This is a genomic window from Paraburkholderia sp. HD33-4 (assembly GCF_021390635.1).
In the GTDB taxonomy this organism is placed as follows: Bacteria; Pseudomonadota; Gammaproteobacteria; order Burkholderiales; family Burkholderiaceae; genus Paraburkholderia.
Genome location: NZ_JAJEJS010000004.1, coordinates 207,022 through 231,423 on the forward strand (window position 1 = coordinate 207,022; position 24,402 = coordinate 231,423).

General features: G+C 58.3%; 18 protein-coding genes and 5 pseudogenes. 12 read left to right on the plus strand and 11 right to left on the minus strand.

The window, feature by feature from the left end; all coding sequences use genetic code 11:
- Positions 1–48: 48 nt before the first annotated feature.
- From L0U84_RS42865 to L0U84_RS42895, 7 genes are all read right to left on the minus strand, one after another.
- Positions 49–804, minus strand: a complete 756-nt coding sequence (locus L0U84_RS42865) for a FadR/GntR family transcriptional regulator (RefSeq protein WP_233860179.1) — start codon at positions 802–804, stop codon at positions 49–51.
- Between the two features lie 155 nt (positions 805–959).
- Entirely contained in the window at positions 960–1,712 is a 753-nt protein-coding gene (locus L0U84_RS42870) for an SDR family NAD(P)-dependent oxidoreductase (protein WP_233860181.1), read from the minus strand.
- Between the two features lie 26 nt (positions 1,713–1,738).
- Complete coding sequence (locus L0U84_RS42875; RefSeq protein WP_233860183.1) at positions 1,739–2,482, minus strand: SDR family oxidoreductase; 744 nt, start codon at positions 2,480–2,482, stop codon at positions 1,739–1,741.
- Between the two features lie 34 nt (positions 2,483–2,516).
- Entirely contained in the window at positions 2,517–3,713 is a 1,197-nt protein-coding gene (locus tag L0U84_RS42880) for an NAD(P)/FAD-dependent oxidoreductase (protein WP_233860185.1), read from the minus strand.
- A gap of 39 nt (positions 3,714–3,752) precedes the next feature.
- A complete protein-coding gene (locus L0U84_RS42885) occupies positions 3,753–4,583 on the minus strand; it encodes an NAD-dependent epimerase/dehydratase family protein (protein WP_233860187.1) in 831 nt (276 codons plus the stop codon).
- 10 nt (positions 4,584–4,593) lie between these two features.
- Positions 4,594–6,276 carry a hydantoinase B/oxoprolinase family protein gene (locus L0U84_RS42890; protein WP_233860189.1) on the minus strand — a complete coding sequence of 561 codons (1,683 nt, stop codon included), beginning with the start codon at positions 6,274–6,276 and terminating at the stop codon, positions 4,594–4,596.
- Between the two features lie 4 nt (positions 6,277–6,280).
- On the minus strand, positions 6,281–8,392 hold the full coding sequence (locus L0U84_RS42895) for a hydantoinase/oxoprolinase family protein (RefSeq protein ID WP_233860191.1): 2,112 nt from the start codon (positions 8,390–8,392) through the stop codon (positions 6,281–6,283).
- Positions 8,393–8,982: 590 nt separating this feature from the next.
- On the opposite strand from L0U84_RS42895, the gene L0U84_RS42900 reads away from it, so the two are divergent.
- From L0U84_RS42900 to L0U84_RS42910, 3 genes are all read left to right on the plus strand, one after another.
- Complete coding sequence (locus tag L0U84_RS42900) at positions 8,983–9,732, plus strand: electron transfer flavoprotein subunit beta/FixA family protein (protein ID WP_233860194.1); 750 nt, start codon at positions 8,983–8,985, stop codon at positions 9,730–9,732.
- A 13-nt stretch (positions 9,733–9,745) separates the two neighbouring features.
- Positions 9,746–10,678, plus strand: a complete 933-nt coding sequence (locus L0U84_RS42905) for an electron transfer flavoprotein subunit alpha/FixB family protein (RefSeq protein ID WP_233860195.1) — start codon at positions 9,746–9,748, stop codon at positions 10,676–10,678.
- An 86-nt stretch (positions 10,679–10,764) separates the two neighbouring features.
- Positions 10,765–11,547, plus strand: a complete 783-nt coding sequence (locus tag L0U84_RS42910) for a class II aldolase/adducin family protein (RefSeq protein WP_233860196.1) — start codon at positions 10,765–10,767, stop codon at positions 11,545–11,547.
- A gap of 144 nt (positions 11,548–11,691) precedes the next feature.
- On the opposite strand, the gene L0U84_RS42915 is transcribed toward L0U84_RS42910, so the two are convergent.
- Entirely contained in the window at positions 11,692–11,847 is a 156-nt protein-coding gene (locus tag L0U84_RS42915) for a hypothetical protein (RefSeq protein ID WP_233860197.1), read from the minus strand.
- A gap of 505 nt (positions 11,848–12,352) precedes the next feature.
- On the opposite strand from L0U84_RS42915, the gene L0U84_RS42920 reads away from it, so the two are divergent.
- From L0U84_RS42920 to L0U84_RS42930, 3 genes and pseudogenes are all read left to right on the plus strand, one after another.
- Positions 12,353–14,002 carry an APC family permease gene (locus L0U84_RS42920; RefSeq protein WP_233860198.1) on the plus strand — a complete coding sequence of 550 codons (1,650 nt, stop codon included), beginning with the start codon at positions 12,353–12,355 and terminating at the stop codon, positions 14,000–14,002.
- A 429-nt stretch (positions 14,003–14,431) separates the two neighbouring features.
- Positions 14,432–14,650, plus strand: a pseudogene (locus L0U84_RS42925) (IS110 family transposase); the annotation flags it as partial.
- A gap of 53 nt (positions 14,651–14,703) precedes the next feature.
- A pseudogene (locus L0U84_RS42930) lies at positions 14,704–15,300 on the plus strand (IS6 family transposase); the annotation flags it as partial.
- Positions 15,301–15,555: 255 nt separating this feature from the next.
- Here the strand turns inward: L0U84_RS42930 and L0U84_RS42935 are convergent.
- Positions 15,556–16,989 carry an IS4 family transposase gene (locus tag L0U84_RS42935; protein ID WP_233860199.1) on the minus strand — a complete coding sequence of 478 codons (1,434 nt, stop codon included), beginning with the start codon at positions 16,987–16,989 and terminating at the stop codon, positions 15,556–15,558.
- Between the two features lie 374 nt (positions 16,990–17,363).
- Between L0U84_RS42935 and ltrA the strand changes: the two genes are divergently transcribed.
- The 3 genes and pseudogenes from ltrA to L0U84_RS42950 form a co-directional block, all read left to right on the plus strand.
- Complete coding sequence (ltrA, locus tag L0U84_RS42940; protein WP_233860200.1) at positions 17,364–19,001, plus strand: group II intron reverse transcriptase/maturase; 1,638 nt, start codon at positions 17,364–17,366, stop codon at positions 18,999–19,001.
- Positions 19,002–19,130: 129 nt separating this feature from the next.
- Positions 19,131–19,310 (plus strand): annotated as a pseudogene (locus L0U84_RS42945) (IS6 family transposase); the annotation flags it as partial.
- A gap of 58 nt (positions 19,311–19,368) precedes the next feature.
- Positions 19,369–19,740: pseudogene (locus L0U84_RS42950) on the plus strand (DDE-type integrase/transposase/recombinase); the annotation flags it as partial.
- A 211-nt stretch (positions 19,741–19,951) separates the two neighbouring features.
- Here L0U84_RS42950 and L0U84_RS42955 read toward each other — a convergent pair.
- A complete protein-coding gene (locus L0U84_RS42955) occupies positions 19,952–21,544 on the minus strand; it encodes an MFS transporter (RefSeq protein WP_233860201.1) in 1,593 nt (530 codons plus the stop codon).
- Positions 21,545–22,143: 599 nt separating this feature from the next.
- Positions 22,144–22,809, minus strand: coding sequence for a LysR substrate-binding domain-containing protein (locus tag L0U84_RS42960; protein ID WP_233860203.1), 666 nt, complete (start codon positions 22,807–22,809; stop codon positions 22,144–22,146).
- A gap of 364 nt (positions 22,810–23,173) precedes the next feature.
- Here L0U84_RS42960 and L0U84_RS44340 point away from each other — a divergent pair.
- From L0U84_RS44340 to L0U84_RS42970, 3 genes and pseudogenes are all read left to right on the plus strand, one after another.
- A pseudogene (locus L0U84_RS44340) lies at positions 23,174–23,278 on the plus strand (DUF7685 domain-containing protein); the annotation flags it as partial.
- Entirely contained in the window at positions 23,267–23,725 is a 459-nt protein-coding gene (locus L0U84_RS42965) for a DUF7713 domain-containing protein (protein WP_442794142.1), read from the plus strand. The pseudogene L0U84_RS44340 and the gene L0U84_RS42965, both read left to right, overlap by 12 nt.
- Before the next feature lie 97 nt (positions 23,726–23,822).
- A complete protein-coding gene (locus L0U84_RS42970; RefSeq protein WP_233860207.1) occupies positions 23,823–24,251 on the plus strand; it encodes a hypothetical protein in 429 nt (142 codons plus the stop codon).
- Positions 24,252–24,402: the final 151 nt, after the last annotated feature.

A 24,402-nucleotide genomic window follows, 5' to 3' on the forward strand; every position in this document is an offset into this window, starting at 1 on the left:
CGCTCTTTGGTGGTGCGAATATATTTGGCGCTTCGGTGTTGAGGTCGGTCAAGGCGCTTCGCGGGTGCTTGTGAGGTTGTGGTAGCGGTCCAGGCTTTCGTTGAGATGCTTTCTCATTGCCCGGCGAGCGCCGCTCACATCCTGGCGTTCGATGGCATCGAGAATGTCCCCGTGTTCGCGCTGAATACGTCGGATGTAGGTCTTGCGCTCCTTCGTACTCGCTTTACCGTGCTTCAGGCGAAGGTCGATGATGATTTCTTGTCCGAGCGACCTGAGAATAGAGGAAAAATGCGGATTTTCCGAGCACGTTGCAACGGCTAGGTGGAACTCGAAGTCAGCGCGTGCGCACTCGGCGTCATCGTCGACCGCGACTATCTCCATACGTGCGTAGACCTCCTTGAGCGCGCGCAGATGCGCTTCGGACCGTCGCTGGGCCGCATAGGCAGCACACTCTGTTTCCACACCGCTGCGCAACTCCAACACATGCATCGAGTTGTTCAACGTTGTGGAGTCGATGAAGCTGGAGCCATCAGATTGTCCAGGCGCGTCCGCAACGAAGACGCCGATTCCGTGTCTCGCGATGAGTTTCCGACCGAGCTTGAGCGATGCGACGGCCTCCCGGATGACAGTGCGGCTCACGCCGAACTCTGTGCACAGTTCTGGTTCAGTCGGCATCTTGGAGCCGGGAGGGTAGTCGCCCCGCTCGATTCTGTCATTCAAGGCCTGGATGACTAGTTCAGTCAGACTCCGGCGTTTTCCAGAGCTTGCCGCATTCTTGAGTAATGTTTCCGCGTCCAAAGTCATTACGAGTGCCTCACACCGGACAATTTGCACCGCGACCTTCGAATGTGTGCCGCGGGGGCGCAGGCCGTCAGACCTGCGCCGTATGACATATTACGACATTATCACAGTGAGGCGACAGTCGCCCGCTGCGACTGCGCGCATGTGTCCGAGCAGCATCAGGCGTAGATGTAGCCCCCGCTCACGATAACGTTCTCGCCGGTCGCATAGGTGTTCCGAGCACTGGCCATCATGACTACCCACTGAGCCATTTCCTCTGGCTCTGCCGCGCGACCAAGCGGATTTGCGGCGGCAAGTTCACCGAGGAAGCCTGCCGCCTTTGCCTTCTCCGTTGCAAATCCGGCAGGCGCAACCGAATTGACGAGAATCCCGTCCTTGGCCACTTCCTGAGCAAAGGACTTGGTCAAACTGACAACGGCGGCTTTTGTTGCCGCATAGTGCGCGTTCTGCGGATGTGCCTTGAAGGCATCCACGGATGTGATATTGACGATACGTCCAGCAATATGCGGTTCAACCTTCTGACGGCTACGCATATGCAAAATCGCCGCAACGGTCATATGGTAAGTGCCCTTGATATTGACCGCGTTCTCGATGTCCCAATCGTCGTCGGAAATTTCGAGTATCGGCTTGCGCGGATAGATGGCGGCGCTGTTGATGAGACAGTCGACCCGTCCGAGTCTATCCAGTGCCTGCGCGAAGGCCGCGTGAGCGGTCTCACGACGCGTAATGTCACCTTCGACTCCAGTCACGTTGTGGCCTTGAGCCTTGAGGTTGCCGACAGTTTCCGTCAGCAGTGCTCCATTTTTATCAATCAACGCAATGTGCTCGGCTCCGTCCGCTAGCATCAGCTTGGCAATGGTCAAGCCGAGCCCTGTCGCGCCGCCTACGATAACCACTCTCTGATTCTTCATCCAGTTAACCTCTCAAAATGACCTGGTTACGCCTCTACGGCGACAATCTGAGAACCGCCCGGTGCCTGGTCAGTTGGAAATACCTCAAGCCTTGAGACGTCCACCGAGTCCGGAAGTCTAAGAGCCGTCGAGATGAGTTCCGCGATGTCTTCCGGTTGAATCGAGCGATAGCCGTCATACAGCTTTTCGCTGGCTACCTGTTCACCGAGGGCGGTGCGGTAGAGACTCGTCTGAACGCGGCCGGGAGCAATCTCGGTTACGCGTACGCGACTGCCCAGCAAGTCACAGCGCAAGGAGTCGCAGAACATACTGATTGCGGCCTTCGTTGCACCGTAAACCGCGGTGTTGGGATGTGGAAATCGTCCGGCGCTTGACCCGACGAAAAAGAGATGTCCACGCTTGCGCTGCATCATTCCTTCGAGTGCCATATGGGCCAGACGAAGCGGAGCGCGAAGATTGATATCAATCATGCTGTCGATGTCGTCAGTGGAACACGCATCGAACTTCTTGACAGCAGGCAACAGGCCGGCGTTGTTCACGACGACGTCGACCTCCGTACGGGCGAAGACTTCCCGTAACGGAGTGGGGTCTCGTAGGTCGAGCGGAATGGGCGTGACGCCACCTCCCGCTGCGAGTTCGTCGAGTGCGCCTGCATCGCGCCCAACGGCGTAGACATGCAGACCGTCCTCGACGAGCCGCTTTGCGATGGCCCGTCCAATGCCGCTAGACGCACCGGTTACCAACGCGTTTCGATACTGGATAGCTTTCATTGTTTAAGGGGAGGGGGGCGACGCTTATGACCGTTTAGATGACCCCTTCCTCAAGGAAGGGCTTGTTTTCGACCACACGCTGATATCCGAGAGGCGTGAGGTCGAGAGACCGATATTGACCGTAGGTAATCAGCTCACTCAGGCCTCGGCCGACAGCGGGAGACTGCTGCAATCCATGGCCACTGAAGCCGTTGGCAAACATAAAGTTCGTCACTTCGTCGTGGGGGCCCACGACTGCGTTGTGGTCCAGCATGCAGAAATCGTAGTGTCCTGCCCATGAGCTCACGACCTTAATCGCCTCGAAAGCGGGTACGCGCTCAGCGAGCGCCGGCCAAATCACTTCCTCGAACTCCGAATGGATGACGTCGAAGTCGTCCACATCGGCAAGGGGGTCTGGCTCCGGGTAGCAGCCGGTGAGGTAATACTTGCCTTCCGGGCGGAAGAAAATGCCCGTAGTATCGATGGTGAGCGGGACGATGCCTTCGAGCGGAGTGCGACAGTCGAACACGAAGAGACATCGCTTCCGCGGCTCGACGGGAATTTCGAGACCGGCTTTGCGAGCCACTGCGGGACCGCGGGTACCTGCAGCATTGACCAGAACGCCGCAGCCAATCTCTTCGCCGCTCTTCAGGACGACGCCGGTAACCTTGGAGCCTTCGCGTCGAATGTCGATGACTTCGTTTTCGATGTATTCAACCCCCAACGAGCGTGCCTTCTTCCGCATGCCCTGGAGCAGGCCGTAGCTGTCGAACCAGCCTTCGCCTGTTTGCCCGTACACACCGTTGACCAGCCCATGGGTGTTAAGCCAGGGGAAGCGCGAAGCGAGCTTCCGCGGGTCGAGCAGCACGACATCTGCGCCATTCGCGCGTTGGGTCTCATAGTTGCGCTCAAACATTGGCGCACCCGTCACATCGCCCAGGTACAGGTACCCGTTTTCCTTGAAACCAAGTTCAGGTGCATCTCCGTCGACCGAGACGAGTTCATGGAAGTTGCGGATGAACTCTGTGCCGAACTGGGAAATCTTGATATTCAGCGGGTTGGAAAACTGATGCCGAATCGAGGCGCTCGAAAGTGCTGTTGCCGATTGGGCGTACGACCAGTCACGCTCCACGACGAGGACTGAACCCGAAAAATCCGGGTTCTTCGCGAGGAAGTACGCGGTCGCGCTTCCGACCACTGCGCCGCCCACTATGACGACGTCATAGTGGGACTTTTCTGCTTGCTGTGCCATCTTGATGCTGTCCAGGAAAGACGTTTAGGTCCGAGCCGCCTAGTTGGCTTTCGGGTCTTCGTAGTGGCCATCTGCCGCGAATTGACCGCCTTGATACTTGACGGCGGGATGCTTCGGGTCCGGCAAAGGCGTATTCGCGTAGACTTCCGCAGCAAACTCGTCAGCTGAATCCTGCGGACGGTATCCGAGATACGCTGCCTCTGTGTTGTCCCAGAAGTTCGCGCTGTTGTTCGAATTGCCGTACACAATCATGTGACCAACGCTTGGTGTCATCAACGCGCGAATGCAAAGACGCGCGAAATCGTCATACGAGAGCCACGTGGCGAGCATGCGACGGTCCACGGGCTTAGGAAAGCAGGAACCGATGCGTACGCACACCGACTCGAGACCAAACTTGTCGTAGTAGTAGCGCGACAGATTCTCGACGAACGTTTTGCTTACACCATAAAGGCTGTCCGGACGTTGGGGCACATTCGCATCGATGGTCTGCGCCGACTCGTAGAAGCCAATGGCGTGGACGGAACTGGCGTAGACGACGCGCTTGACGCCGGACTGGCGCGCGGCTTCATAGACGTTATAGCTGCCAACGATGTTCGAATCCAGGATGACCTGGAAGGTGTTCTCCCGGGGGGCGCCCCCGAGGTGAATCACCATATCGACGCCCTTCATCATTTCGAAGACCGCATCGGAATTCGCGAGGTCGCATTCGTGAAGAGCCTCGTTTTCGCGCTGCGCGCCCATCGAGGCGCGGTCACTCAGGGTAAGCTTGTTTGCATAGGGGCGCAGTGCTTCACGAAGCACCGTGCCCAGCGCGCCAGCGGCACCGGTAATGAGAATATTCTCGAACGGAAGCTTGCTGATTGCTGTCATCTGTTTCTCCTTATCTACCCGCGGCTGCGTTGAGCTCGTCCAACGACAAGCCATAGTCCGCGCGAAGCTGCGCCTCGGAGATGTATTCGTTGCGGATGTCACGAAGCAACGCCTCTTTCGAGCGTTGTTGAGGTGAGCCGACTCCGCCGCCGCCCGGCAGGGAAAGTGTCACGCGCTCATGCTCGCCGACCGCTTGCGTACCTTTGCCTCGCATCTTGGTGCCGTCAGACAGCGTGACTGCTCCGGCTTGGCCCGGTTGGCCACCAGACTGTCCCCGAGCGGGGTGGTCGATGCGGTCAAACATCGCGTTGAAGCGGAACTGATAGCCTTCGCGCGGGCCGATTTCGACGATTTGACCGAGGCCGCCGCGATGTTCACCAGCACCCCCCGAACCCGAACGCATCTCCTTTCGCCACACGACAATCGGGCCAACTTGTTCGGTCGCTTCGACCGACATCGCGTGCACGCCACTCGGGAATGCCGTTGCGGACAAGCCATCCAGTTCCGGTCGGGCGCCAGTGCCACCGCTGTTAAACATCAGAATTTCGCTGCCCTTGAGCCCCGAGTCTTCGCGCACTGGACGCGCGCTGACATGGAGGTTCCATAGGGCACCAGAGCCTTCGGCAGGGGCGCGGTTCGGAACGACCTTGTGAAGTGCGCCCAATACCAGGTCAGGAACGAAGTGCCCGAGAACGTGACGAACAGCCACTGGACTTGGGTGCTGCGCATTCAGGATGCAACCTTCCGGAGCCTGGACGCGGAAGGGCTCCAGCGAGGCTGCATTGTTGGGAACTTCCGGTGCGATGATGCATTTCAGGCCGTAACCGGCATAGGCCTTCGCATAGAGAAGCGGAACGTTGATGCCGAAAGGACTCGCGGGCGACGAACCGGCAAAGTCCGCGAGGAGGTGGTCGTCTGCGATGGTCAGCGTAACGTTGAGCTTCACCGGCGTGTCGTAGCCATCCAGCGTCATTTCGTTTGTCTGCGTCTGCTTCGGCAGTGCCGCGATGCGCTCGAGGGTGGCTTCGCGACTGCGCGCGAGAATAAATTCGCCGATGCCTTCGATGTCCTTCAGGTCGAACTCCTTGAGCATCTCGATGAGACGCTTGTGACCGGTCTCGTTACAGGAGGCCAGGGCGTACAGGTCGCCTATGACCTTGTCGGCTTCACGAACGTTGTGGCGAAGGATATTGACCAGGTCGCGATTGACTTCGCCTCGCTCAATCAACTTCATAATTGGCACAAAGAGGCCTTCTTCGTACACTTCGCGCGAGTCCGGGCCAAAGCCTCGGCCGCCGATGTCGACCACGTGGGCGGTACTGGCAAAGTAGCCAATCAGCTCGCCATTGTGAAACGATGGCGACACGACAGTGAAGTCGTGAAGGTGGCCGGTACCTTTCCAGGGGTCGTTGGTCAGGTACACATCGCCCTCGTACATGCGTTCGACGCCGATGTCCTTCATGAAGTGTTCGACCGCTTCGGCCATCGTATTCACGTGACCGGGTGTGCCTGTGACAGCCTGGGCCAGCATACGGCCTTGCTTGTCGAAGATACCCGCAGACAAGTCGCCCGCTTCACGCACGCTCGTGCTGAACGCGGTACGAATCAGGGCCATCGCCTGTTCTTCGACTACGGAAATCAGACGATTCCACATGACCTGCATGTGGATGGTGTCAAGGTTGCTGAGTGACATTCTGTTACTCCTGATTTGCAGTTGCTGCGTTCAGTGCTTTCGAAACCGCGAGAAGGCATCCGTCGGGTTGGACCGTCGCATTGAACGATGACGTGACGAGGGTGGACGTTTCCGGCTCGACAATGATGGCGGGGCCGCTCACGGTCTCGCCCACTTTCAAGCTGCCACGCTCAACGATGGCAGCGTCCACGAACCTGCTCAATGCGGCGTCGAAAATTTTGCGCGTCGTACTCACTTTTGCCGCGTCGCGTGAAGTCACCATTTTGAGGCGTTCGACCGGGGGCAGGGGCGAGCTTGCTTTGACCGCCCAACTGACAATTTCAATGTCCAGCCCGTCGATGGGGCGGCCGAAGAACTGGGTGTACGCCATCGTGAAAGTTTCGGCGAAGTTTTTGCGGTCATCACCAGTGAAGCGCCGACGCGGAAGCGCGACGGGAATCTCCCAGCCTTGTCCGACGTAACGCATGAAAGCCTTGATTTCGACGATGGGCTCTGCGTCGCCCGAACCTTGCCGAGCGAAGTGAACGCTCTCCTCGGTGAGTTGCTCGACGATTTCGTTGAGCGCCTCGGCATCAAACTTGGCGAACCGCATGCTGACGCTGCGAACACTTTCGTATCCGAAGGGCGCGCGCAAGAACCCGATAGCCGAGCCGACTCCGGCGCCCGGCGGGACGATAAACTTTTTGATGCCGCTCTTTTCGCAGAGACGCGCGGCGTGTAGCGGGCCCGCTCCGCCGAAGGTAATCATCGTGTAATCGCCGATGTCCTTTCCACTTTCGACTGCATGAACCCGCGCGGCGTTACTCATGTTCTCGTCAACGACTTCGGCTACGCCATATGCGGTCTCTTCCGCGCTGAGGCTGATGGGGCCACCGACTTCTAACACCATTGCGCTCGCCGCGTTGTCCGTCGATAGCGGAATGGAGCCGCCCGCGAAGTTCGCCGGGTCCAGGCGACCCAGGAGCAAATCTGCGTCCGTGACGGTTGGCTGAGTACCCCCGCGTTGATAACAGGCGGGGCCCGGCTCCGATGCAGCGCTGTGGGGGCCGACGCGAATCTGGCGCATCACGTCGAGCGACGCAATAGAGCCGCCGCCTGCACCAATTTCGACCATCTCGACGACCGGAATGGAGATGGGCATGCCGCTACCTTTCTTGAAGCGATAGGTGCGGGCGACTTCGAATGTGTTGGCAGTCTTGGGCGTCAGGTCGTCAATGAGACAGATTTTGGCGGTCGTGCCACCCATGTCGAAGGACAGCACCGTGTTGAGGTCATAGCGGGCCGCGATGTGCGCGGCGAAGATTGCACCGCCCGCCGGGCCCGACTCGACCAGGCGTACAGGAAATTCGGAAGCGCTCTCGACCGAAACGATTCCGCCGCCAGAATGGATGATGAAAATGGGGCAAACGGCTCCTGCTTCCCGAACCTTGCCCAAAAGGCGGTCCAGATACGACTTCATGACGGGCCGAACATACGCGTTTGCGCAGACCGTATTGAATCGCTCGAATTCGCGAATCTGGGGCGACACCTCGCTCGAGATGGACACCGAAACGTTCGGCAGTCTCTTCAGGATTGCATCACGCATCAGACGCTCATGCGCACCGTTGACATAGGCGTGAATGAAGCCAATGGCGACACTTTCGAACCCGCCCTTCTCGATGCGCTCGACGATGAGCTGAATCTGCGCGTCGGTGGGTGCGAGCAGCACGCCGCCTTGCGCATCAATGCGCTCGCTGAGCGTAAAGCGGTCAGCGCGCTCTATGAGCGGCGGCGGCAGCTTGATGTTCAGGTCGTACTGCTCGAACCGATTCTCGGTCCTCATCTCGATGGTATCTCGGAAGCCTTCGGTGGTGATGAAGGCAGTCTTTGCGCCGCGTCGCTCGATGAGCGCGTTCGTTGCAAGCGTCGTCCCGTGGATGATGACCCCAATGTCCTCAAGCTCGATGCCGGCCTTCTCTGCAACGACGCTGATGCCTTTGATGATGGCGCGCTCGGGCGCCTCGTAATCCGTCAGCACCTTCGTGGAAAAGAGGCTTCCACCAAGTTCAAGCGCGACATCGGTGAAGGTCCCACCGATGTCGACACCAACTCGTGCTTTGTCGTGACTGGCCACCATGACTCTCCTTGTAAACCATGACATGCGCCGAGCGACTGCTCAACGCGGATTCCCGATAACAGACGAACATTTTTGCTGAGGGCGGTGCGGCGCCCGGTTGATATATCAGTCTTCGTCCAGCCCCGCGCCTTCAAGTCGCCGGAGGCCTTGGTTTTGTTCGTTGACATATGATGAGTGACGTCGTAATCTGAAGTCAAGCGGATAAAATTTTTTCGCCGTTTGACAGCATTCTTCATCAACGGCATTGGCTTGTAAAGCGCTGTTTTATAAGGACTAACGCCGATATTGGTTGACCCGGTGGCGCTGGATAGGCGCCGGAGGGAGGGCCAGGAAATCGCGAAGAAATTTCAGAAAAATCTGGATTTTTTTGTTTTTTGGACGAAAAATGAGGCCGTACGGTTGCCACCCGCTCCGGAGCCGACGAAGTGATTGGTGGCGGTCGGATTTGCGTGCTCATTGAGCGCGAAAGCTCAGCAAGGACCCGGTTGGACCACCTGCACCGAGCTATCAGCTGAGCGCAACACGCAGACGTTGAAGCTGCGCGCAACCCCGCCTGGCCAGCTTGTGAGACACATATCAAGGGAAAGACGATGAAGGTACTTATACCGGTGAAGCGCGTTGTCGATTACAACGTTAAGGTCCGCGTGAAGTCGGATTGCACCGCTGTGGACATCGCCAATGTGAAGATGGCGATGAACCCCTTTTGTGAAATCGCCGTCGAAGAGGCGGTTCGCTTGAAGGAAGCAGGAATTGCCTCAGAGGTAATCGTGGTCTCTTGTGGGGTGCCGCAGTGCCAGGAAACGCTGCGTACCGCATTGGCTATCGGTGCGGACCGCGGGATTCTGGTCGAGTCTACTGAGGATTTGCAGCCGCTGGCGGTTGCCAAGATTCTCAAAGCGCTTGTTGACCAGGAAAAGCCGGGCCTGATTATCCTCGGCAAGCAGGCCATCGACGATGACTCCAACCAGACAGGTCAGATGCTTGCTGCGCTGACTGGACTGCCTCAGGCGACATTCGCATCGAAGGTGACGGTAGCCGACGGCCGCGTCACGGTTGCACGCGAAGTTGACGGAGGTTCTGAAACCCTGTCGCTCAAATTGCCCGCCGTGGTCACAACCGACCTCCGTTTGAACGAGCCGCGGTATGTGACGCTTCCCAGCATCATGAAGGCGAAGAAGAAAATCCTCACAACCATCAAGCCCACTGACCTCGGCGTCGATGTCGCGCCGCGTCTGAAGACATTGAAGGTCTGCGAGCCGCCCAAGCGTAGCACCGGCATTATCGTGCCTGACGTAAAGACGCTTGTCGAAAAGCTCAAGACCCAAGCGAAAGTGCTGTAAGGAGATGCGCGAGATGACAATTCTGGTTATTGCGGAGCACGACAACGTGTCGATTAAACCCGCGACGTTGAATACGATTGCGGCCGCTGCGCAGGTAGGCGGTGAGATTCATGTTCTGGTGGCTGGCTCGAACGCGCAAGGCGCGGCAGAGGCTGCTTCGAAGATAGGGGCTGTGTCTAAAGTGCTGCTGGCTGATGCGCCTCAGCTTGCAGATGGCCTCGCCGAGAATGTCGAACGCACAGCGTTGAACATCGTTAATGATTATTCGCACCTATTCGCACCGGCGACGGCCTACGGCAAGAACATCGCACCGCGCATTGCGGCGCATCTGGACGTCGCACAGATTAGCGACATTACGGCCGTCGGCAGTGCCGATACGTTCGAGCGCCCAATCTACGCAGGCAATGCGATTGCAACAGTGCAGTCGAGCGACCGCATCAAAGTCGTCACTGTGCGCGCGACCGGTTTTGACCCAGTCTCAGCAGAAGGCGGCAATGCTTCTGTCGAGAGAATTGAGGCCGCGGCGGATGCGGAAGTCTCGCAATTTATACGCCGCGAAATCACGAAGCTGGACCGACCAGAGCTGACGAGCGCCAAGATTGTCGTCTCAGGCGGGCGGGGGCTTGGAACCGCAGAGAATTATACGAAGCTTCTCGAGCCTCTCGCCGACAAGCTTGGCGCCGCCCTTGGTGCGTCGCGCGCGGCGGTCGATGCTGGCTATGTACCGAACGACTACCAGGTAGGCCAGACCGGAAAGATTGTCGCCCCTCAATTGTACGTGGCAGTCGGTATATCTGGGGCGATTCAACATCTGGCCGGTATGAAGGACAGCAAGGTCATCGTTGCAATCAACAAGGACCCAGAGGCGCCTATCTTTGGTGTGGCGGACTTCGGGGTCGTTGGTGACCTGTTTGAACTCGTTCCTGCTCTTGTTGCATCGCTCTGATAGCAAGTCGTCTACTCATAACCCTCGACGACCGCTCAGCGCACACTTGTGAATCGTCGAGTCCCAAACACGGAGAACCTCGAAAAATGATTTCCACTACCGACCCGCACATCAATCGAAAGCCGCGCAACATATCGCAGGCAGAGTGGGAAACCCGCGTACAACTGGCCGCCGCATATCGACTTGCGGCGAAGTTCCAGCTCACGGACCTGATTTACACACATATTTCCGCGCGAGTTCCAGGAACCGACGACCAGTTTCTCATCAATCCGCACGGCTGGTTCTTCGACGAGATTACCGCGTCGTCGCTGGTGAAAATCGATGTGAGTGGCAATCCGATTGGCGATGACCGCTTCGAGGTAAATGCGGCAGGCTTCACCATCCACAGCGCGCTGCACCAAGCGCGGCACGACGTCGAGTGCGTCGTCCACCTTCATACTACCTACGGTATGGCTGTAGCGGCAATGGAGTGCGGGCTTCTACCTTTGAACCAAATCAGCATGCAATTTTATAACCGTGTCGCGTACCACGAGTACGAGGGTATCTCGCTCGAACTCGATGAGCGCGAACGCATCGTGAAGTCGATTGGGAAGAAGGACTACCTCATTCTGCGCAATCACGGACTGCTCACCACGGGCCGCTCGGTCGCTGAGGCGTTCACGCGTATGTACTATCTCAACAAGGCCTGCGAGATTCAGGTCGCAACACTCTCGGCTGGCCAGAAAGTCGTTATCCCGTCGCCGGAAGTATGCGAGCACGCAGCCAAGCAGCATGACGACTATGCGTACCTGGGCACGGTTCATCTCGACCGCGAATGGACGGCATTGCTGCGGCTGCTGGACCGTGACGGCGGAAACTATCGGGTCTGACCGACTGGGAATACCCCTGGCTATGGTATGACCGGCTGATTCAAACGGTGTCTGCTGAGCACTTCACATTAGGACGTCCGTTTGAGCCGGTCGTCGTCTTTAGGTCGCCGTCGAGCCGATTCCAAAATGTTGACATATCAGTTTTCATCCACGCAGCCGGCCGAACTGAAGGGCATACGCTTTCCGTTTTTGATGGAGTGGCATGCCGAGCGTGGAGCGCACCACATTCAAAGAGGCCTTGGCGGGCAGGTTCTGGAGAAGGACAAGAGTGCTCGCATCAGGCCCGAGGAATTGTTCCACATCTACCTCGTTCCAGACCATACGGGAGCGGTAGCGGGAACTATCGAGCTTGAGGTCGATATGCCCGCGCGCGGGTCACAGCCAGGCTGGGAGTCGCTCGCCACGGCGCTATCGGCGAATTCGCGAGGGTTTGGACTGGCCCTGACGCAAGCGATGTTTCGGCTTCCGGGGTACGCATGGAGTTTGGAGACCGTAGCGGCAGAATTGAAGACCACACGAAGATGTGTACAACAGAAGCTCTTTCGAGAAGGCTACAGCTTCTGTGCAGCATTACACCGATGTCGCCGTCTCCACAGCTTTATCAATAAAGATTCCCTGCAGACAAGAGCCATCGAAGGCCGATTTTCGAACCCCATACTTCGTTTGCCGCGGTGTTGGAGCAGCCGCCATACTCAATCAAGCGAATTGGTTATGTGAGACACGTCGCACAGCGGCGTTGGCTCGATATTGCCCCCGCGTATGCTCCACGCGGTTGGTGATAACAATGGTCTAAGGAGACAAGTAAGTGTCAGATTCTGCTCATTTCAAGAAGAGCCTTACGGCCTTCGACTTGACGCTAATAGGCTTTGGTACGGTTTTCGGTTCCGGGTGGTTGTTTGCTGCGAGCAATGTCGCTTCGATGGCAGGTCCAGCGGGAATCTTCTCGTGGGTCCTTGCCGCAATTGCTGTGCTGAGCCTTGGCGTTGTCTATTGCGAACTAGGTGCGGCAATTCCGAGTCCAGGTGGCGCAATCAGCTATCTCGAACTCTCGCACGGACCAATGGTGACATACCTTATAGGTCTGATGACGACAATCTACATGTCGAGCATCGTCGGTCTGGAAGTCGTGGCCGCGCGACAGTACGCGGCGGCCTGGTGGCCTGCGCTCAACATACCCGGCACCAGCAACTCGAGCACCCTGGGATGGTTTCTTCAGTTAGCTCTGATACTGGTGTTCTTTGCACTGAATTTTTTCAGCGTGCGAACCTTCGCATTGGCGAACAACATCGTCACGGTCATCAAGTTCGTGGTGCCGGCGACAATCATCGTAACCTTGCTCGTCTACTTCAAGCCCGCGAATTTTCACGTCGCAGGATTCGCGCCCGCTGGTTTCGCTGGAGTGGAAGCAGCCGTGTCAAAGGGCGGCGTGATTTTTGCCTTTCTCGGGCTCACCCCCATTGTTGCGGTCGCGAGTGAGGTTCGAAATCCTCAGCGTTCGATTCCTATTGCGCTGGTTTCGTCAATCGTTCTCGCCGGTTTGCTATACATCCTCTTGCAGGTTGCCTTCATTGGAGCAGTTCCCACGTCGCTGGTAGGTAAGGGATGGCACGTGGTTAGCCAGAGCCTTTCGCTTCCCTTTTACGACATTGCGATGTTGCTCGGCGCCGTGTGGTTGAGCGTCATAGTCGCGATTGACGCCGTGATATCGCCTTCCGGATGTGGAAATATCTTCTTTGGCGCCAACCCGCGTGCAATCTTTGCGTGGTCGAACTCGGGCACGTTCTTCCGTGCATTTTCAAAGGTCGACGAGAAATCGGGTATCCCGCGCCGGGCAACGTGGCTTACTTTGGCGCTTTCAATCTTTTGGACGCTGCCGTTCCCGTCGTGGGAAGCAATGATTTCAGTGGTGTCTGCAGCACTGGTCGTGAGCTACGCCGTCGCTCCGGTCTCAGTAGCAGCGTTGCGAAGAAGCCATCCGGAGATGGCCCGACCCTTCCGAGTAAGAGCGCTCGGTTTCGTGGGGCCTCTGTCTTTCGTCGTGGCGACTCTCATCGTCTACTGGACTGGCTGGAAAAACCTGTCCTGGTTGCTCGGCGTGCAAGTCGTGCTCTATGTGATTTATTTGGTTGCGATGAGGAATGCATTCGTGGGTCATCTCAAGTTCGGCCAGCAAATTCGTAGTTCGCTATGGCTTGTTGGGTACTATCTGCTGACGATGGTGGCGTCATATCTCGGGCCGTTCGACGGTATTGGCCTGATTGCGCATCCATACGACACGCTTGTGGTCTCTATTCTTGCTCTCTGTGTTTACTACTGGGGAGCACTGACTGGAGCACCGCGAACTGATTCCCAATTTAGTGAAAACGCGTCGATTTCAATGTATGCCGCGACAACGAACCGACTTACCGAACCTTGGCAACCGAATTTGCCACATAGCGCCGGGTCCAATTCGTGAGAGGTTTCGTAGACACGCTACCGAACCGGTGGCGTGTCTCGGAAGTACACAGTTTTAAAGCCCGGCACCACTTCTCTTGATGCCGTGCCACTGTGTCCTGTACCAAATGTTGAAACGTCGCAGATGACTGAACCAGTACCCGGCGTCATTCATCTCGGTTGCGCGGCCAGCGCGGCAGGCCTTCGTCGGCGATCGCCAGCGTACAGTTCCAGGCGGCCTGTTTCCTACCCGGTGTCATTGAAGCGCGGTGCGGGAAACAGAAACTCGGGCGTTTTGCTCATCCGTTAATGTCGCCGGTAGTCAATTTGAATGACATGAACGCCCCCACCTAGTCGCGGGCTTGGCGCGGCCGGTGCGATGCTATGAGCAAAGCCTTCGACCGAGCCGGCTGGTCATACTGGTCGCTCAGCTAACCCAAGGGGATCTGTCATGGCGGATACGATTGTGGGTGTGGACATTGCCAAGAACGTGATGCAGGTCCACTGGGTGAATCCGGGTACCGGAGAGATTGTGAACCGGGCGATCAAGAGGACAGCGTTTCTCGAGTATTTCGCGAATCGGGAGAAATGCCTTGTCGGGATGGAAGCGTGCAGCGGATCGCAGCATTGGGCCCGGCGGCTGATTGAAATGGGACATCAGGTGGAAGTGTCGCAATAAGGCCCTGCTGTAAAATCTGCGGTCCGACACCGATGGCGAACATGATGGCCACGACGAAGAAGACACTGCGCAAGACAGTGCCCGCAGGCATTGGTAACGTGTTGAAACGCCTGCACTACCCGCTGGATGTGATCCTGCTGTGTGTGCGATGGTACGTAGCGTATTCGCTGAGCCTGCGCAACCTCGAAGAAATGATGGCCGAACGCGGAGTCGACGTGGACCATTCAACGGTGCACCGCTGGGTGATCAAACTCGTGCCGCTGTTTGAAAAGGCGTTTCGCCGGCACAAGCGCGAGGTGGGAAAAAGCTGGAGGATGGACGAGACCTACATCAAGGTCAAAGGCCAATGGAAATACCTGTACCGTGCCGTCGACAAGGCTGGCAAGACAGTCGATTTCCTGCTGCGTGCCCGACGTGACAAGGCTGCGGCCCGCAGCTATTTCGAGAGGGCGATCGACCGGAACGGCGAACTGGAGACGATTACCGTGGACAAAAGCGGCGCCAACCTGGCCGCGCTCGAAGCGCTGAACGCCGAACGGTCAACACCGGTCAAGGTCCGGCAGAACAAGTATCTGAACAACATCATCGAGGTGCGACACGAAGTCGCTTACAGAAGTTGTTCGCCCTTCTCGCCGTATAGAAGGAGTGAACCACCGGTGTCACCCGGTGAATCTAGGAGCCTGAATCAAGAGCGGCTCTGACAACGTAACGAAGCGCCGTAAGGTGCGGGGTATCAATCGCGAGAGGCGTACCCTTCTGGCAGCCATAAGCCGGATGAGTGCCAGATAGTCGGTATGGTGAAAACATTTGAATCTGCAATAGGGTCGTTATGTTGAACGAGCGGAAATGGCTAATACGCTCGAACCAAAACGGTACCGGAGGTGGGAACCTTGCAATTACCCACTTCTTTTTAGCGCGAGCTCATAGCCGAGCTGGATATCAGTCAGGCGTCGCATCCCGCGCCACATCACGGTATTGCCTGGCGGAGGGTCGCTGACGCGTGCAAGGTAACCGCCGAGTTGAGCGAGCCTTATCACGTTGCGCAGAAGTGGCGGTGCCTGAGCGTTGTGAGACGCGTCATGAACGACGCGGTCGAGCAGTTCAATTTCGGTGCGTGTAAACGCCAGCTCGGCGGGAGCCTGCGGTGCCGTGCGTGCGAGCATTGTGAGCCAGAATATGCGCCAGCTTAGGACGCAGAAGACTGCAATCAGGTTCGCTAGCCGATCCGCTGTACGAAGCCGGGACTCCTCTGCCTTGCAGCCCGATTTGAGGATTTTGTGAAAGGTCTCGATTTTCCAGCGCATCGCATACCAGTCCAGCTTCTCGATTGCTTCGGCACGAGAGCAGACCGGCAGGTTCGTAATCAGTTTCCATTCAATACGCGGACGCCCGGGCGGCGGGTCGCGCTCCTGGGCGTGAAGGACTGTCAGCTGTAGCGCAGGATAGCGGTTCTGCTTGCCGATGGGCGGCAGCACAGTCATTCGCTGGTACCGCAACTCAAGTGTCGCGGTCATCGGACGCCCCTTCACGTCGCGAAGCTCGACGCGATGCAGCCCCTTGACTTGAACCTGCTGCATGACTTTGGAGATCGTGTGCTGGCCATTTCCCGCGAGCCTGTCGACGCAGGTGCGCACCAGGAAGTGAGTGCACAGGTCATACGCTGTGCAGAACAGCTCGTAACTGTCGCTTTCCCGGTCACCGATGTGAATGCAGCGCACAGGATCGTCAAGAAGCTCAGTCGACTGGCGCATATTCTCCAGCCAGCGCCAGCTTTCCTTTTCCTCAATCGGTACGCGAGTGGGATTAATATGGCGCTTGAGCTCCGAAGACCCTTTGAACTGCTTTCTCGTCCAGAACTTCACCGCAGCCAGGCCAAGAGGCAAGCCATCCGCAGTGACAACAAGACTCGAATGCATCAGGATGCCGCACTGTGTGAGCGGCTGTTGCAGGCGCCGGCCATTCTTTCGCGTTCCGAGAGACGTCTTGCCCGTGTAGCCGATGAGTTCGGGGCGCTCCCTCTGGTACGAGAACGTGGTCGTGTCCTGCAGGATGAGCACCGGTCCATCGGTGGCCTTGACACGTGCAGCGCTCGCCTGGAAATGACCGCTCAGGATTTCGCGTTCGCTCACGCGGTCGTTTGACAGAAACCGGTAGGCAGCCTTGGTCGAAGCCCAGTCTTGACACGCGAACGGGATAGTCTGCCCCATGCCCTCCCAAAGCTTTTCCAGCAGGGAGGCGAAACGGCGGCGCAACCTGGTGTCCGGGAATTCGCTCCCCTGGACCTCCAGATCGAACCACGACCGATCATCCGCCTGTCGCTTGCCGGCCATCTCGCTTGCACGTGGGACACCACGTGTGCCAGGTTACCAGGTTTCGCGGCGAAGATGTGGGTAATTACAAGGGTGGGAACAGCGTCTTTCGATTACGCGGTCGTGACCCATATACCTCCCGGCCCAGAGCAGGCACCTAACCCGACGTACTTCCATAAGCGGAACGTGGAAACCCCGTATCGCTCCCTTCGGGGACAGCAGGCTGCGAGGTCTGCCCATGGCGGTGCGGGCACAGGATTGGGGAAAAAGCGAATGCCCGGCTGTAATGGACGGGATACGGGTTGCAACATCACCCGACGCGAAAGCGGGCAGACTTCCTCGTGGTCTCTCCTCACCAGAGAGTTTGCAGAACCATCTATACGGAAGGAAAGCAAATGAGTGCAGCAACACGGGCGCGTGCACCTTCTGGCGTGACGTGGGACGGCATCAATTGGGCCGATGTTCAACGTCAGGTAAGAAGGCTGCAGTCGCGTATGGTGAAGGCGGTACAGGCCGGTCGCCATAACAGGGTGAAAGCCCTGCAATGGCTGCTGACCCACTCGTTCAGCGGCCGTGCATTAGCCGTCAAGCGGGTGACTGAAAACAAAGGCAGGAACACCCCCGGTGTGGACAAGGTAATGTGGAAAACACCGGCGGCAAAGGCCAACGCGATTATGTCGTTGAAGAGGCGGGGCTACTCGTCCCTTCCGCTTCGGAGAGTGTTGATTCCGAAGAAAAACGGCAAGACGAGGCCGCTCGGCATACCCGTGATGCGCTGCAGGGCGATGCAGGCGTTGCATCTGCTTGCTCTGGAGCCGGTTGCGGAAACCACTGCCGACTCGAACTCTTATGGGTTCAGGCCGGAACGCTCAACTGCTGACGCGGGAGGACAATGCTTCATCTCCCTGGCGAAAAAGGCGAGTGCGGAATGGGTGCTGGAGGCCGACATCCAAGGCTGTTTCGACAAAATTTCCCACGACTGGATGGTCGCCAATATCCCTACGGACAAGGTGATCCTAAAGAAGTGGCTCAAAGCGGGCTACGTGTATCAAAACGAACTCTTCCCCACTGACGCCGGCACCCCGCAAGGGGGAATCATCTCACCGGTGGCAGCCAACATGACGCTTGATGGCCTCGAAGCGATGCTCGCGGAGAGATTCCCGCGAGCCCGGCAGAGAGGACTGAAAGTGAACATGGTGCGTTACGCGGACGATTTCATTATCACCGGCCGTTCGAAAGAGTGGCTGGAACATGAGGTCAGGCCGGCAGTAACAGAATTTCTGGCGAAACGCGGGCTGGTCCTGTCGCCAGAAAAGACCAGGATAACGCACATCAAGGACGGGTTTGATTTCCTCGGATGGAACATTCGCAAGTACAACGGAAAGCTCTTGATGAAACCGTCGAAAGCGAACGTCAAAGCACATCTTGACAAAGTCCGTGAAATCATCAAGGCCAACAAGACGGCTAAACAGGCGAACCTGATAAGGCTGCTCAATCCTGTTTTGCGAGGATGGGCGAATTACCACAGCCATGCAGTCGCCAAGAAAGCCTTCAATCGGGTCGATCACGAGGTCTGGTCAATGCTATGGCGATGGGCGGCAAGACGGCACCCTAACAAAGGCGCCCGATGGATAAAAATCAAATACTTCAAGGCCAAGGGTCTCCGGGACTGGGTATTTGCCGCCACAGAAAAAGAAGAGGATGGCACGACAAGAGAGGTCACCTTGCTGAAGGCCTCGGACACGCCGATAAAACGGCATGTCAAGATCAAGGCGGGCGCCAATCCGCACGATCCTCAATGGGCGCGGTACTTCGAATCCCGATCGGGCCAGAAGATGCTGAACTCAGCGCGAGGTCGCCGTAAGCTGTACCGTGTATGGCTAAGGCAAGATGGCATGTGTTCCAACTGTCAGCAGCCCCTCACATTGGACACCCGCTGGGATGTCACGCATATTGTGAAGCGAACCGACGGCGGGACGGATGCAGCAAGCAACCTTCAAGTGCACCATCTCAGTTGCCGTAGAAATCCGTAATACGCCTGAAAAAGCAGTTGCACCACCGGGTGTCGATAGATGCCTTTGTAGAGGCTTGAGCCGTATGCTCCTAAAGGCGCACGTACGGTTCTTAGGGGGCCGTATCGCAGCAATGCGGTACGGCTACCCGACCAGGACCACCGGGCCGTCAAACGCATCATCAAACCGATGATGGGGTTCAAGGATTTCCGGTGCGCGCGCATCATCCTGTCTGGCATCGAAATCATGCACATGATCCGAAAGGGGCAGATGCGTCACGATGGCGTCGCTAAGACCGTCGCCGATCAATTCTATTCTCTTGCAATGTAAGTAGTCCTGCTCTTTGTGGGAGTTTTCTCATCCTATATCTGTTATTGCGACACAACCCAGGCGCCTGATGCGCAAGTTGCTCAGGAAGCATGGGCGCGCCCCACCTGTACTGATCACCGACAAGCTCAGGAGCTACGCGGCGGCGAACCGGGATCTGGGGATCAACGTCGAACACCGCCAGCACAAGGGGCTGAACAACCGGGCAGAAAACTCGCACCAGCCGACCCGGGTGCGCGAGAAGGTGATGCGCCGCTTCAAGTCGGCGCGTCACCTGCAACGCTTCGCTTCGGTCCACGATCAGGTAGCCAATCTGTTCACGCATTGCCGTTACCACACCGAGGCAAAGCAAAAGCGGGCGCTACGCACCCAGGCCTTCGAGGCTTGGGAAAGCGTGGCGAGCGCTCCGATGCTGGAGCGTCTTGCCGAATAGGTTAGCTATCCTTACGTACTTCGTGTTCCGTCGCGCGCAGGCTAACAAGTTGACAATCCCCGGCGCGCGACTGTTTCTCGCGGGCGTTTGTCAACGATGCAGGGAACGCAACGAAAAATGTTCGGCGCACAATTCGATCTGATGGGTAGTCTTATGCTCACGAGCCAACGCACGACCTGGTAGCTAGTAGTCGACGCAAATGCGCCTCTCGTTACCCGTTTTGCGGCTGCACCTCTGGATAGCCAACCCGCACCGGCGGCACGAACCACGCGAGACACAGACCGACTAGCGTAGCCACAGACGCAATAGTGAGGCCTACGTGGATCGAATCGACGAGCGCGCTGCGCGCCGAGCTGATCATCGCGTCGCCCGCGTGGCCAGCGCTTACGAGGCGATTGACGAGCGCGGCCTGCTCGGCGCGGTCCACCAGTAGCTCAGGGCTGGCAAACGACTTGAACCATTGTGTCGCCTCATACGAATCCAGCGAGCGACGCACGCCCATCGTGTACAGATGACCGAGCAGCGCTCCTGTCATCACCGTGCCCAGCATGCCGCCGAACGTACGCAGCGACTGCAGCAGCGCGGTGGCAGCGCCGAGATGGTCTCGTGAGACGATCTGCTGCGAGCAGACCGTGAGGCTCGTTCCCACGAGGCCTAACCCCAGGCCGCTGGCGCCCATGCACGCCATCCACACGAGATGTGGCTCGTTGCCTCGCAGGGCGATCACCGCGAGACTCGCGAAAGCGGACAACGCAAAGCCGATGTAGAGCACCGCGTTGGCGCGCCGGATGCGCGTGATCAGGCGGTTGTTCACAACGCTTCCGATCGTCGTCCCGAGAAGGAGCGGCGTGATGAGCATGCCCGAGGCGTGTGGCGACATTGCATAGCCGCCCTGAAACAGCAACGGCACGTAGAAAACCAGCGAGAACAGCGCGAACCCACCGAGCACCGACATCGCAAAGAGCACACCGAGCTTGCGGTCGAGCAGCATGTCGACGGGGATGATCGGATAGCCCATGCGTTTTTCCCAGAAAAACAGCGTCAACGAACAGACCAGTGCGATGGCGCCAAGCGCGATCGTCGGTGTAGTCCATCCTTGTCTCGGCAGAAGCTCGATCGTCAATTGCAGCGCACTGAACGTTACGGCGACGACGAAAGCGCCAAGCCAGTCGAGATGCAGTCGCGCGCCGTCGCGGGCGTGGCGCAGATGGGGCAGAAAACTACGCACGAAGAAGAACGCCACGACCCCCACCGGCACATTGACGAAGAACACGAGCCGCCAGCCGCCATGCTGGGTCAGCAAGCCGCCAAGCGTCGGCCCGACCATGTTGGCCAGGCCGAAGGCCGAGCTGACGAACACCAGCCAGCGCAGGCGCAGCCTCGGATCGGGGAACAGGTCGGCCACACAGGCGAACACCGTTCCCATCATGATGCCGCCGCCAATGCCTTGCAGGCCGCGCGCGAGCACGAGGAACAACATGGTGGTAGCCACCCCGCAGAGCACCGATGCAAGGGTGAAGACGAGGATGGCGGCCAGCATGAAAGGCTTGCGGCCGAACAGATCGCCAAGACGGCCGAAGATCGGGATCGTGATGACGGACGCGAGCATGTAGGCGGTCGCGACCCATGCATATAGGTCGAAACCCTTGAGCTCCGCGACGATGCGCGGCATCGCGGTGCCAACGATGGTTTGGTCGAGCGCGATCAGCATTGACACCGACGCGACGCCCAGCATCGCCAGCACCGACTCGCGAAACGGCAACAGTTGCCGCCCTTGATCGTCAACCTCGATGTCAGTGGCCATGGAACGCTCCTCGCCGCGCGCCGTCGATGCAGCAGTATACGGCGGCGTCATCCTGCTGGATGTCTTGCGGCGAAGATGGAAGGGGCCCGGCGACCACCGGTGGCCGCTGCTCGTCAACAGATACGACGACGGCCGCGAGGCCCGCGGCTGCCACGCTCGTATCCATCATCTATCAAGGCCGGTGATAGCTGCTCGGCACCAGGAACCGTTTGCGCTGGCAGTCCAGCCAAAAAGTGCCGGCCCATACTGGCGCCGGCCGAACACGCCGCGCTGCCGGCGCGGACCTTGTTACCTCGCCGCTCGGCGGTTTCCTGCTCGAGTGGCGGAATGTCGGTATCGATGAACGGATCCCCAGCGGCACCCAGTTTCTCCGCGGCCGTCTGGTTTCGGCCGTTTGCGCATCTTTTCGACCTGAGCGGCCTGCTTCCCGGCGGGCGGCATCGGGCAGATCCTGGCTTTCTGTTGCAGCAACGGGTCGATACGGTCCCGGCCAAGCGCAAACGGCTTTGCGCTCATCGTCTCGGCAATCCTTTGGCGTTAACGAAAAGTCGCGGGACTTTATTTCACACAATGCTGCGTTCGATTTTCAATGACCGATCCTATTCCGCCAGCGCCGCGAGCAACTGGTTCTTGACGATCGCGGTCGCCCGCGGTTGACGGCCGAACTCATACCATGCAACGTGCCGGCGCCACGTCTCACCAGGAATCGGCTTGACGGACAACTGAGGATCGTCTTCCCACGCGGCGTGCCTCAGGCGCGGCACGATCGAGACGCCGACGTTCTGGCGCACCAGATCGGCAATCGCGGCAATCGAGTTCATCTCCAGCACGGGGCTCACGTCGACACGCAGGCGTCGCAAAACACTGATCACATGTCTGCCGGTGATCGACACCTTCTCGAAGCCGATGAACGGATAGCGCTTGAGCAGCGACGTGACCGACGCATCGGCTGGAGCGATCGCCGGGTTTGCCAGCAGTACGAGCGGTTCCTCATAAAGGCGCTCCCACGATTCCGGCAGCGTAGTCACGCGCGGTTCGCTGATGATCACCGCCGCATCGATCTCGCCGGCCCGCACCTGTCGCTCCAGTTCGGGGCTGCTGTCATGGGTGAGTCGCACGTTCAATCCTGGATACGGTACTTTCAGCCGGATCACGTTGGCCGCGAGAAAGCCCATCGATGAAACGGTCGAGCCGATCGTAATCGAGCCCTCGATGGTGTGCTTGTCCGCCACGCCGCGTAGCAGCGAATCGTAAGCGGCGACCATTTAGAGGGCGAAGCGATGCCGGCTACCGAGATCCGGGCATATCAGGCCTGTAGCGCGTCCTCATGGAAGCCACCTTTTTGGAATGACCTCATCGAACGCGTCGATCCTGGATGGCGTGTCGCCTTGCCGGTCAGGCGGCGCAAGGCGCTCGACGCCAGTTAGGCGCTGCTCGCGGTCTCTGTCAAAATGGCGGGCATCCGTTCGCCAGTTCCTGCGCACACCATTGCAGCTTCGTCGGGCTGCATGTTGCCGCACCGTGCGACGAAGAGTGCCGGCACAGACGGCAACCGGAATCCAACCTCGCAGCGATCGCAGGTAGAACCGTTACAGCAGGCACGACACGGCACACGAGCGATGCGAACAATGTGGCAACCAGACCCCGCCCTGGGACACCATCCACTGCGGCTCCGGCGATGGCAGCTATGAGTTGCTCTGCACTTCGTGCTTCAATGCCAGGATCGCCGAGTCCACCGGACTCACCGATTTCGAGAACGTCCGTCTTGACGCCATCCGGATGATCGACTGCCAGGGGGAGTCCCACCAGTTCCATTTCCAGCTCCGCCTCCTGGGCGACCGGATTGCTCTGGATGGCTTTGAGCTTCGCGGAGAAATTCCAGCAGGTTTCCGGTTCCAGGTGATCGGCGAGGCCGACGATGATGTGTTCGTGCTGCTCGGGCGACTCGTCGAAAGGATTCGTCGCGCACTGTCGGTCAGGCACATCGATTTTCATGAGCGCCAGATCATCGACAGCACGGTGCGCGGGCGTATCGAATGGGACGAGTCGCAGGCAGCGCATTTGCCACTTGTGGTGGTCGACGGCAGGCAGGTCTCGTGGAACGATCTTGGGCGAATGCTGATGAGCATGGAAGGATGGCAGTTCCGGCTCGATCTCGCTGACCCGAGCGAAGAGCTTTGAGTCGCGTAGCCGATGCGGCAAGACGCGGGGCCAACCCTGTCCTTGAGCCGGTTGCCAACGCGGCTGCCCGAAACTTACAACCTGTGGGAGGACAGCCATGGTCGCAGTCAGGCACGACGATCTTTCTATGGCTTTCGACTTCGTCAGCTACGGGGCACCAGCGGAGCATAACGCGTATGTCTCGCTCGATACGGGCAAAATCTATTGGATTTCCGATTCCAGCGACGCGTTCGACGAGGAGCTTCCTGACGACATTGAAACGTCCGACCGCTACCTTGAGATACCGCATAAGAACGAGCTCGATCTGGGAGGACGTCTTGCCTTGCGTTTTGTCGGGCAGGAATTGCCTGCGTGTTATGACCAGGTCGAAGGATTTTTCCGGCGGCAGGGGGCTTGTGCGCGTTTCAAGGATTTGCTGGAGCGTGAAGGCGTTCTCGAGCGCTGGTATGCGTTTGAAGCCGATGCTGTCGAAAGCGCGCTGAGGCAATGGTGTGCAGAGAACGGGATTGAGCTTGTTGAGACGTGACAGGCGCTGTCAGTTTTCGCAACGCCAGGTGGGACGTCTGCTGTGATCAAACGCGGAAGTGTTCTGCCGACGCGTCGGGCGCCCGATCGACTGCGGCCCGTGCGAAAATCAGCGATTTCACATCGCCAGGAGCGAGCGCGCATGAGGTCTG

Excerpts from the sequence above, each read along its gene's own strand:
- L0U84_RS42865 (WP_233860179.1), bottom strand. The coding sequence starts at position 804 with ATGACTTTGGACGCGGAAACATTACTCAAGAATGCGGCAAGCTCTGGA.
- L0U84_RS42870 (WP_233860181.1), bottom strand. The coding sequence starts at position 1,712 with ATGAAGAATCAGAGAGTGGTTATCGTAGGCGGCGCGACAGGGCTCGGC.
- L0U84_RS42875 (WP_233860183.1), bottom strand. The coding sequence starts at position 2,482 with ATGAAAGCTATCCAGTATCGAAACGCGTTGGTAACCGGTGCGTCTAGC.
- L0U84_RS42880 (WP_233860185.1), bottom strand. The coding sequence starts at position 3,713 with ATGGCACAGCAAGCAGAAAAGTCCCACTATGACGTCGTCATAGTGGGC.
- L0U84_RS42885 (WP_233860187.1), bottom strand. The coding sequence starts at position 4,583 with ATGACAGCAATCAGCAAGCTTCCGTTCGAGAATATTCTCATTACCGGT.
- L0U84_RS42890 (WP_233860189.1), bottom strand. The coding sequence starts at position 6,276 with ATGTCACTCAGCAACCTTGACACCATCCACATGCAGGTCATGTGGAAT.
- L0U84_RS42895 (WP_233860191.1), bottom strand. The coding sequence starts at position 8,392 with ATGGTGGCCAGTCACGACAAAGCACGAGTTGGTGTCGACATCGGTGGG.
- L0U84_RS42900 (WP_233860194.1), top strand. The coding sequence starts at position 8,983 with ATGAAGGTACTTATACCGGTGAAGCGCGTTGTCGATTACAACGTTAAG.
- L0U84_RS42905 (WP_233860195.1), top strand. The coding sequence starts at position 9,746 with ATGACAATTCTGGTTATTGCGGAGCACGACAACGTGTCGATTAAACCC.
- L0U84_RS42910 (WP_233860196.1), top strand. The coding sequence starts at position 10,765 with ATGATTTCCACTACCGACCCGCACATCAATCGAAAGCCGCGCAACATA.
- L0U84_RS42935 (WP_233860199.1), bottom strand. The coding sequence starts at position 16,989 with ATGGCCGGCAAGCGACAGGCGGATGATCGGTCGTGGTTCGATCTGGAG.
- ltrA (WP_233860200.1), top strand. The coding sequence starts at position 17,364 with ATGAGTGCAGCAACACGGGCGCGTGCACCTTCTGGCGTGACGTGGGAC.
- L0U84_RS42955 (WP_233860201.1), bottom strand. The coding sequence starts at position 21,544 with ATGGCCACTGACATCGAGGTTGACGATCAAGGGCGGCAACTGTTGCCG.
- L0U84_RS42960 (WP_233860203.1), bottom strand. The coding sequence starts at position 22,809 with ATGGTCGCCGCTTACGATTCGCTGCTACGCGGCGTGGCGGACAAGCAC.
- L0U84_RS42970 (WP_233860207.1), top strand. The coding sequence starts at position 23,823 with ATGGTCGCAGTCAGGCACGACGATCTTTCTATGGCTTTCGACTTCGTC.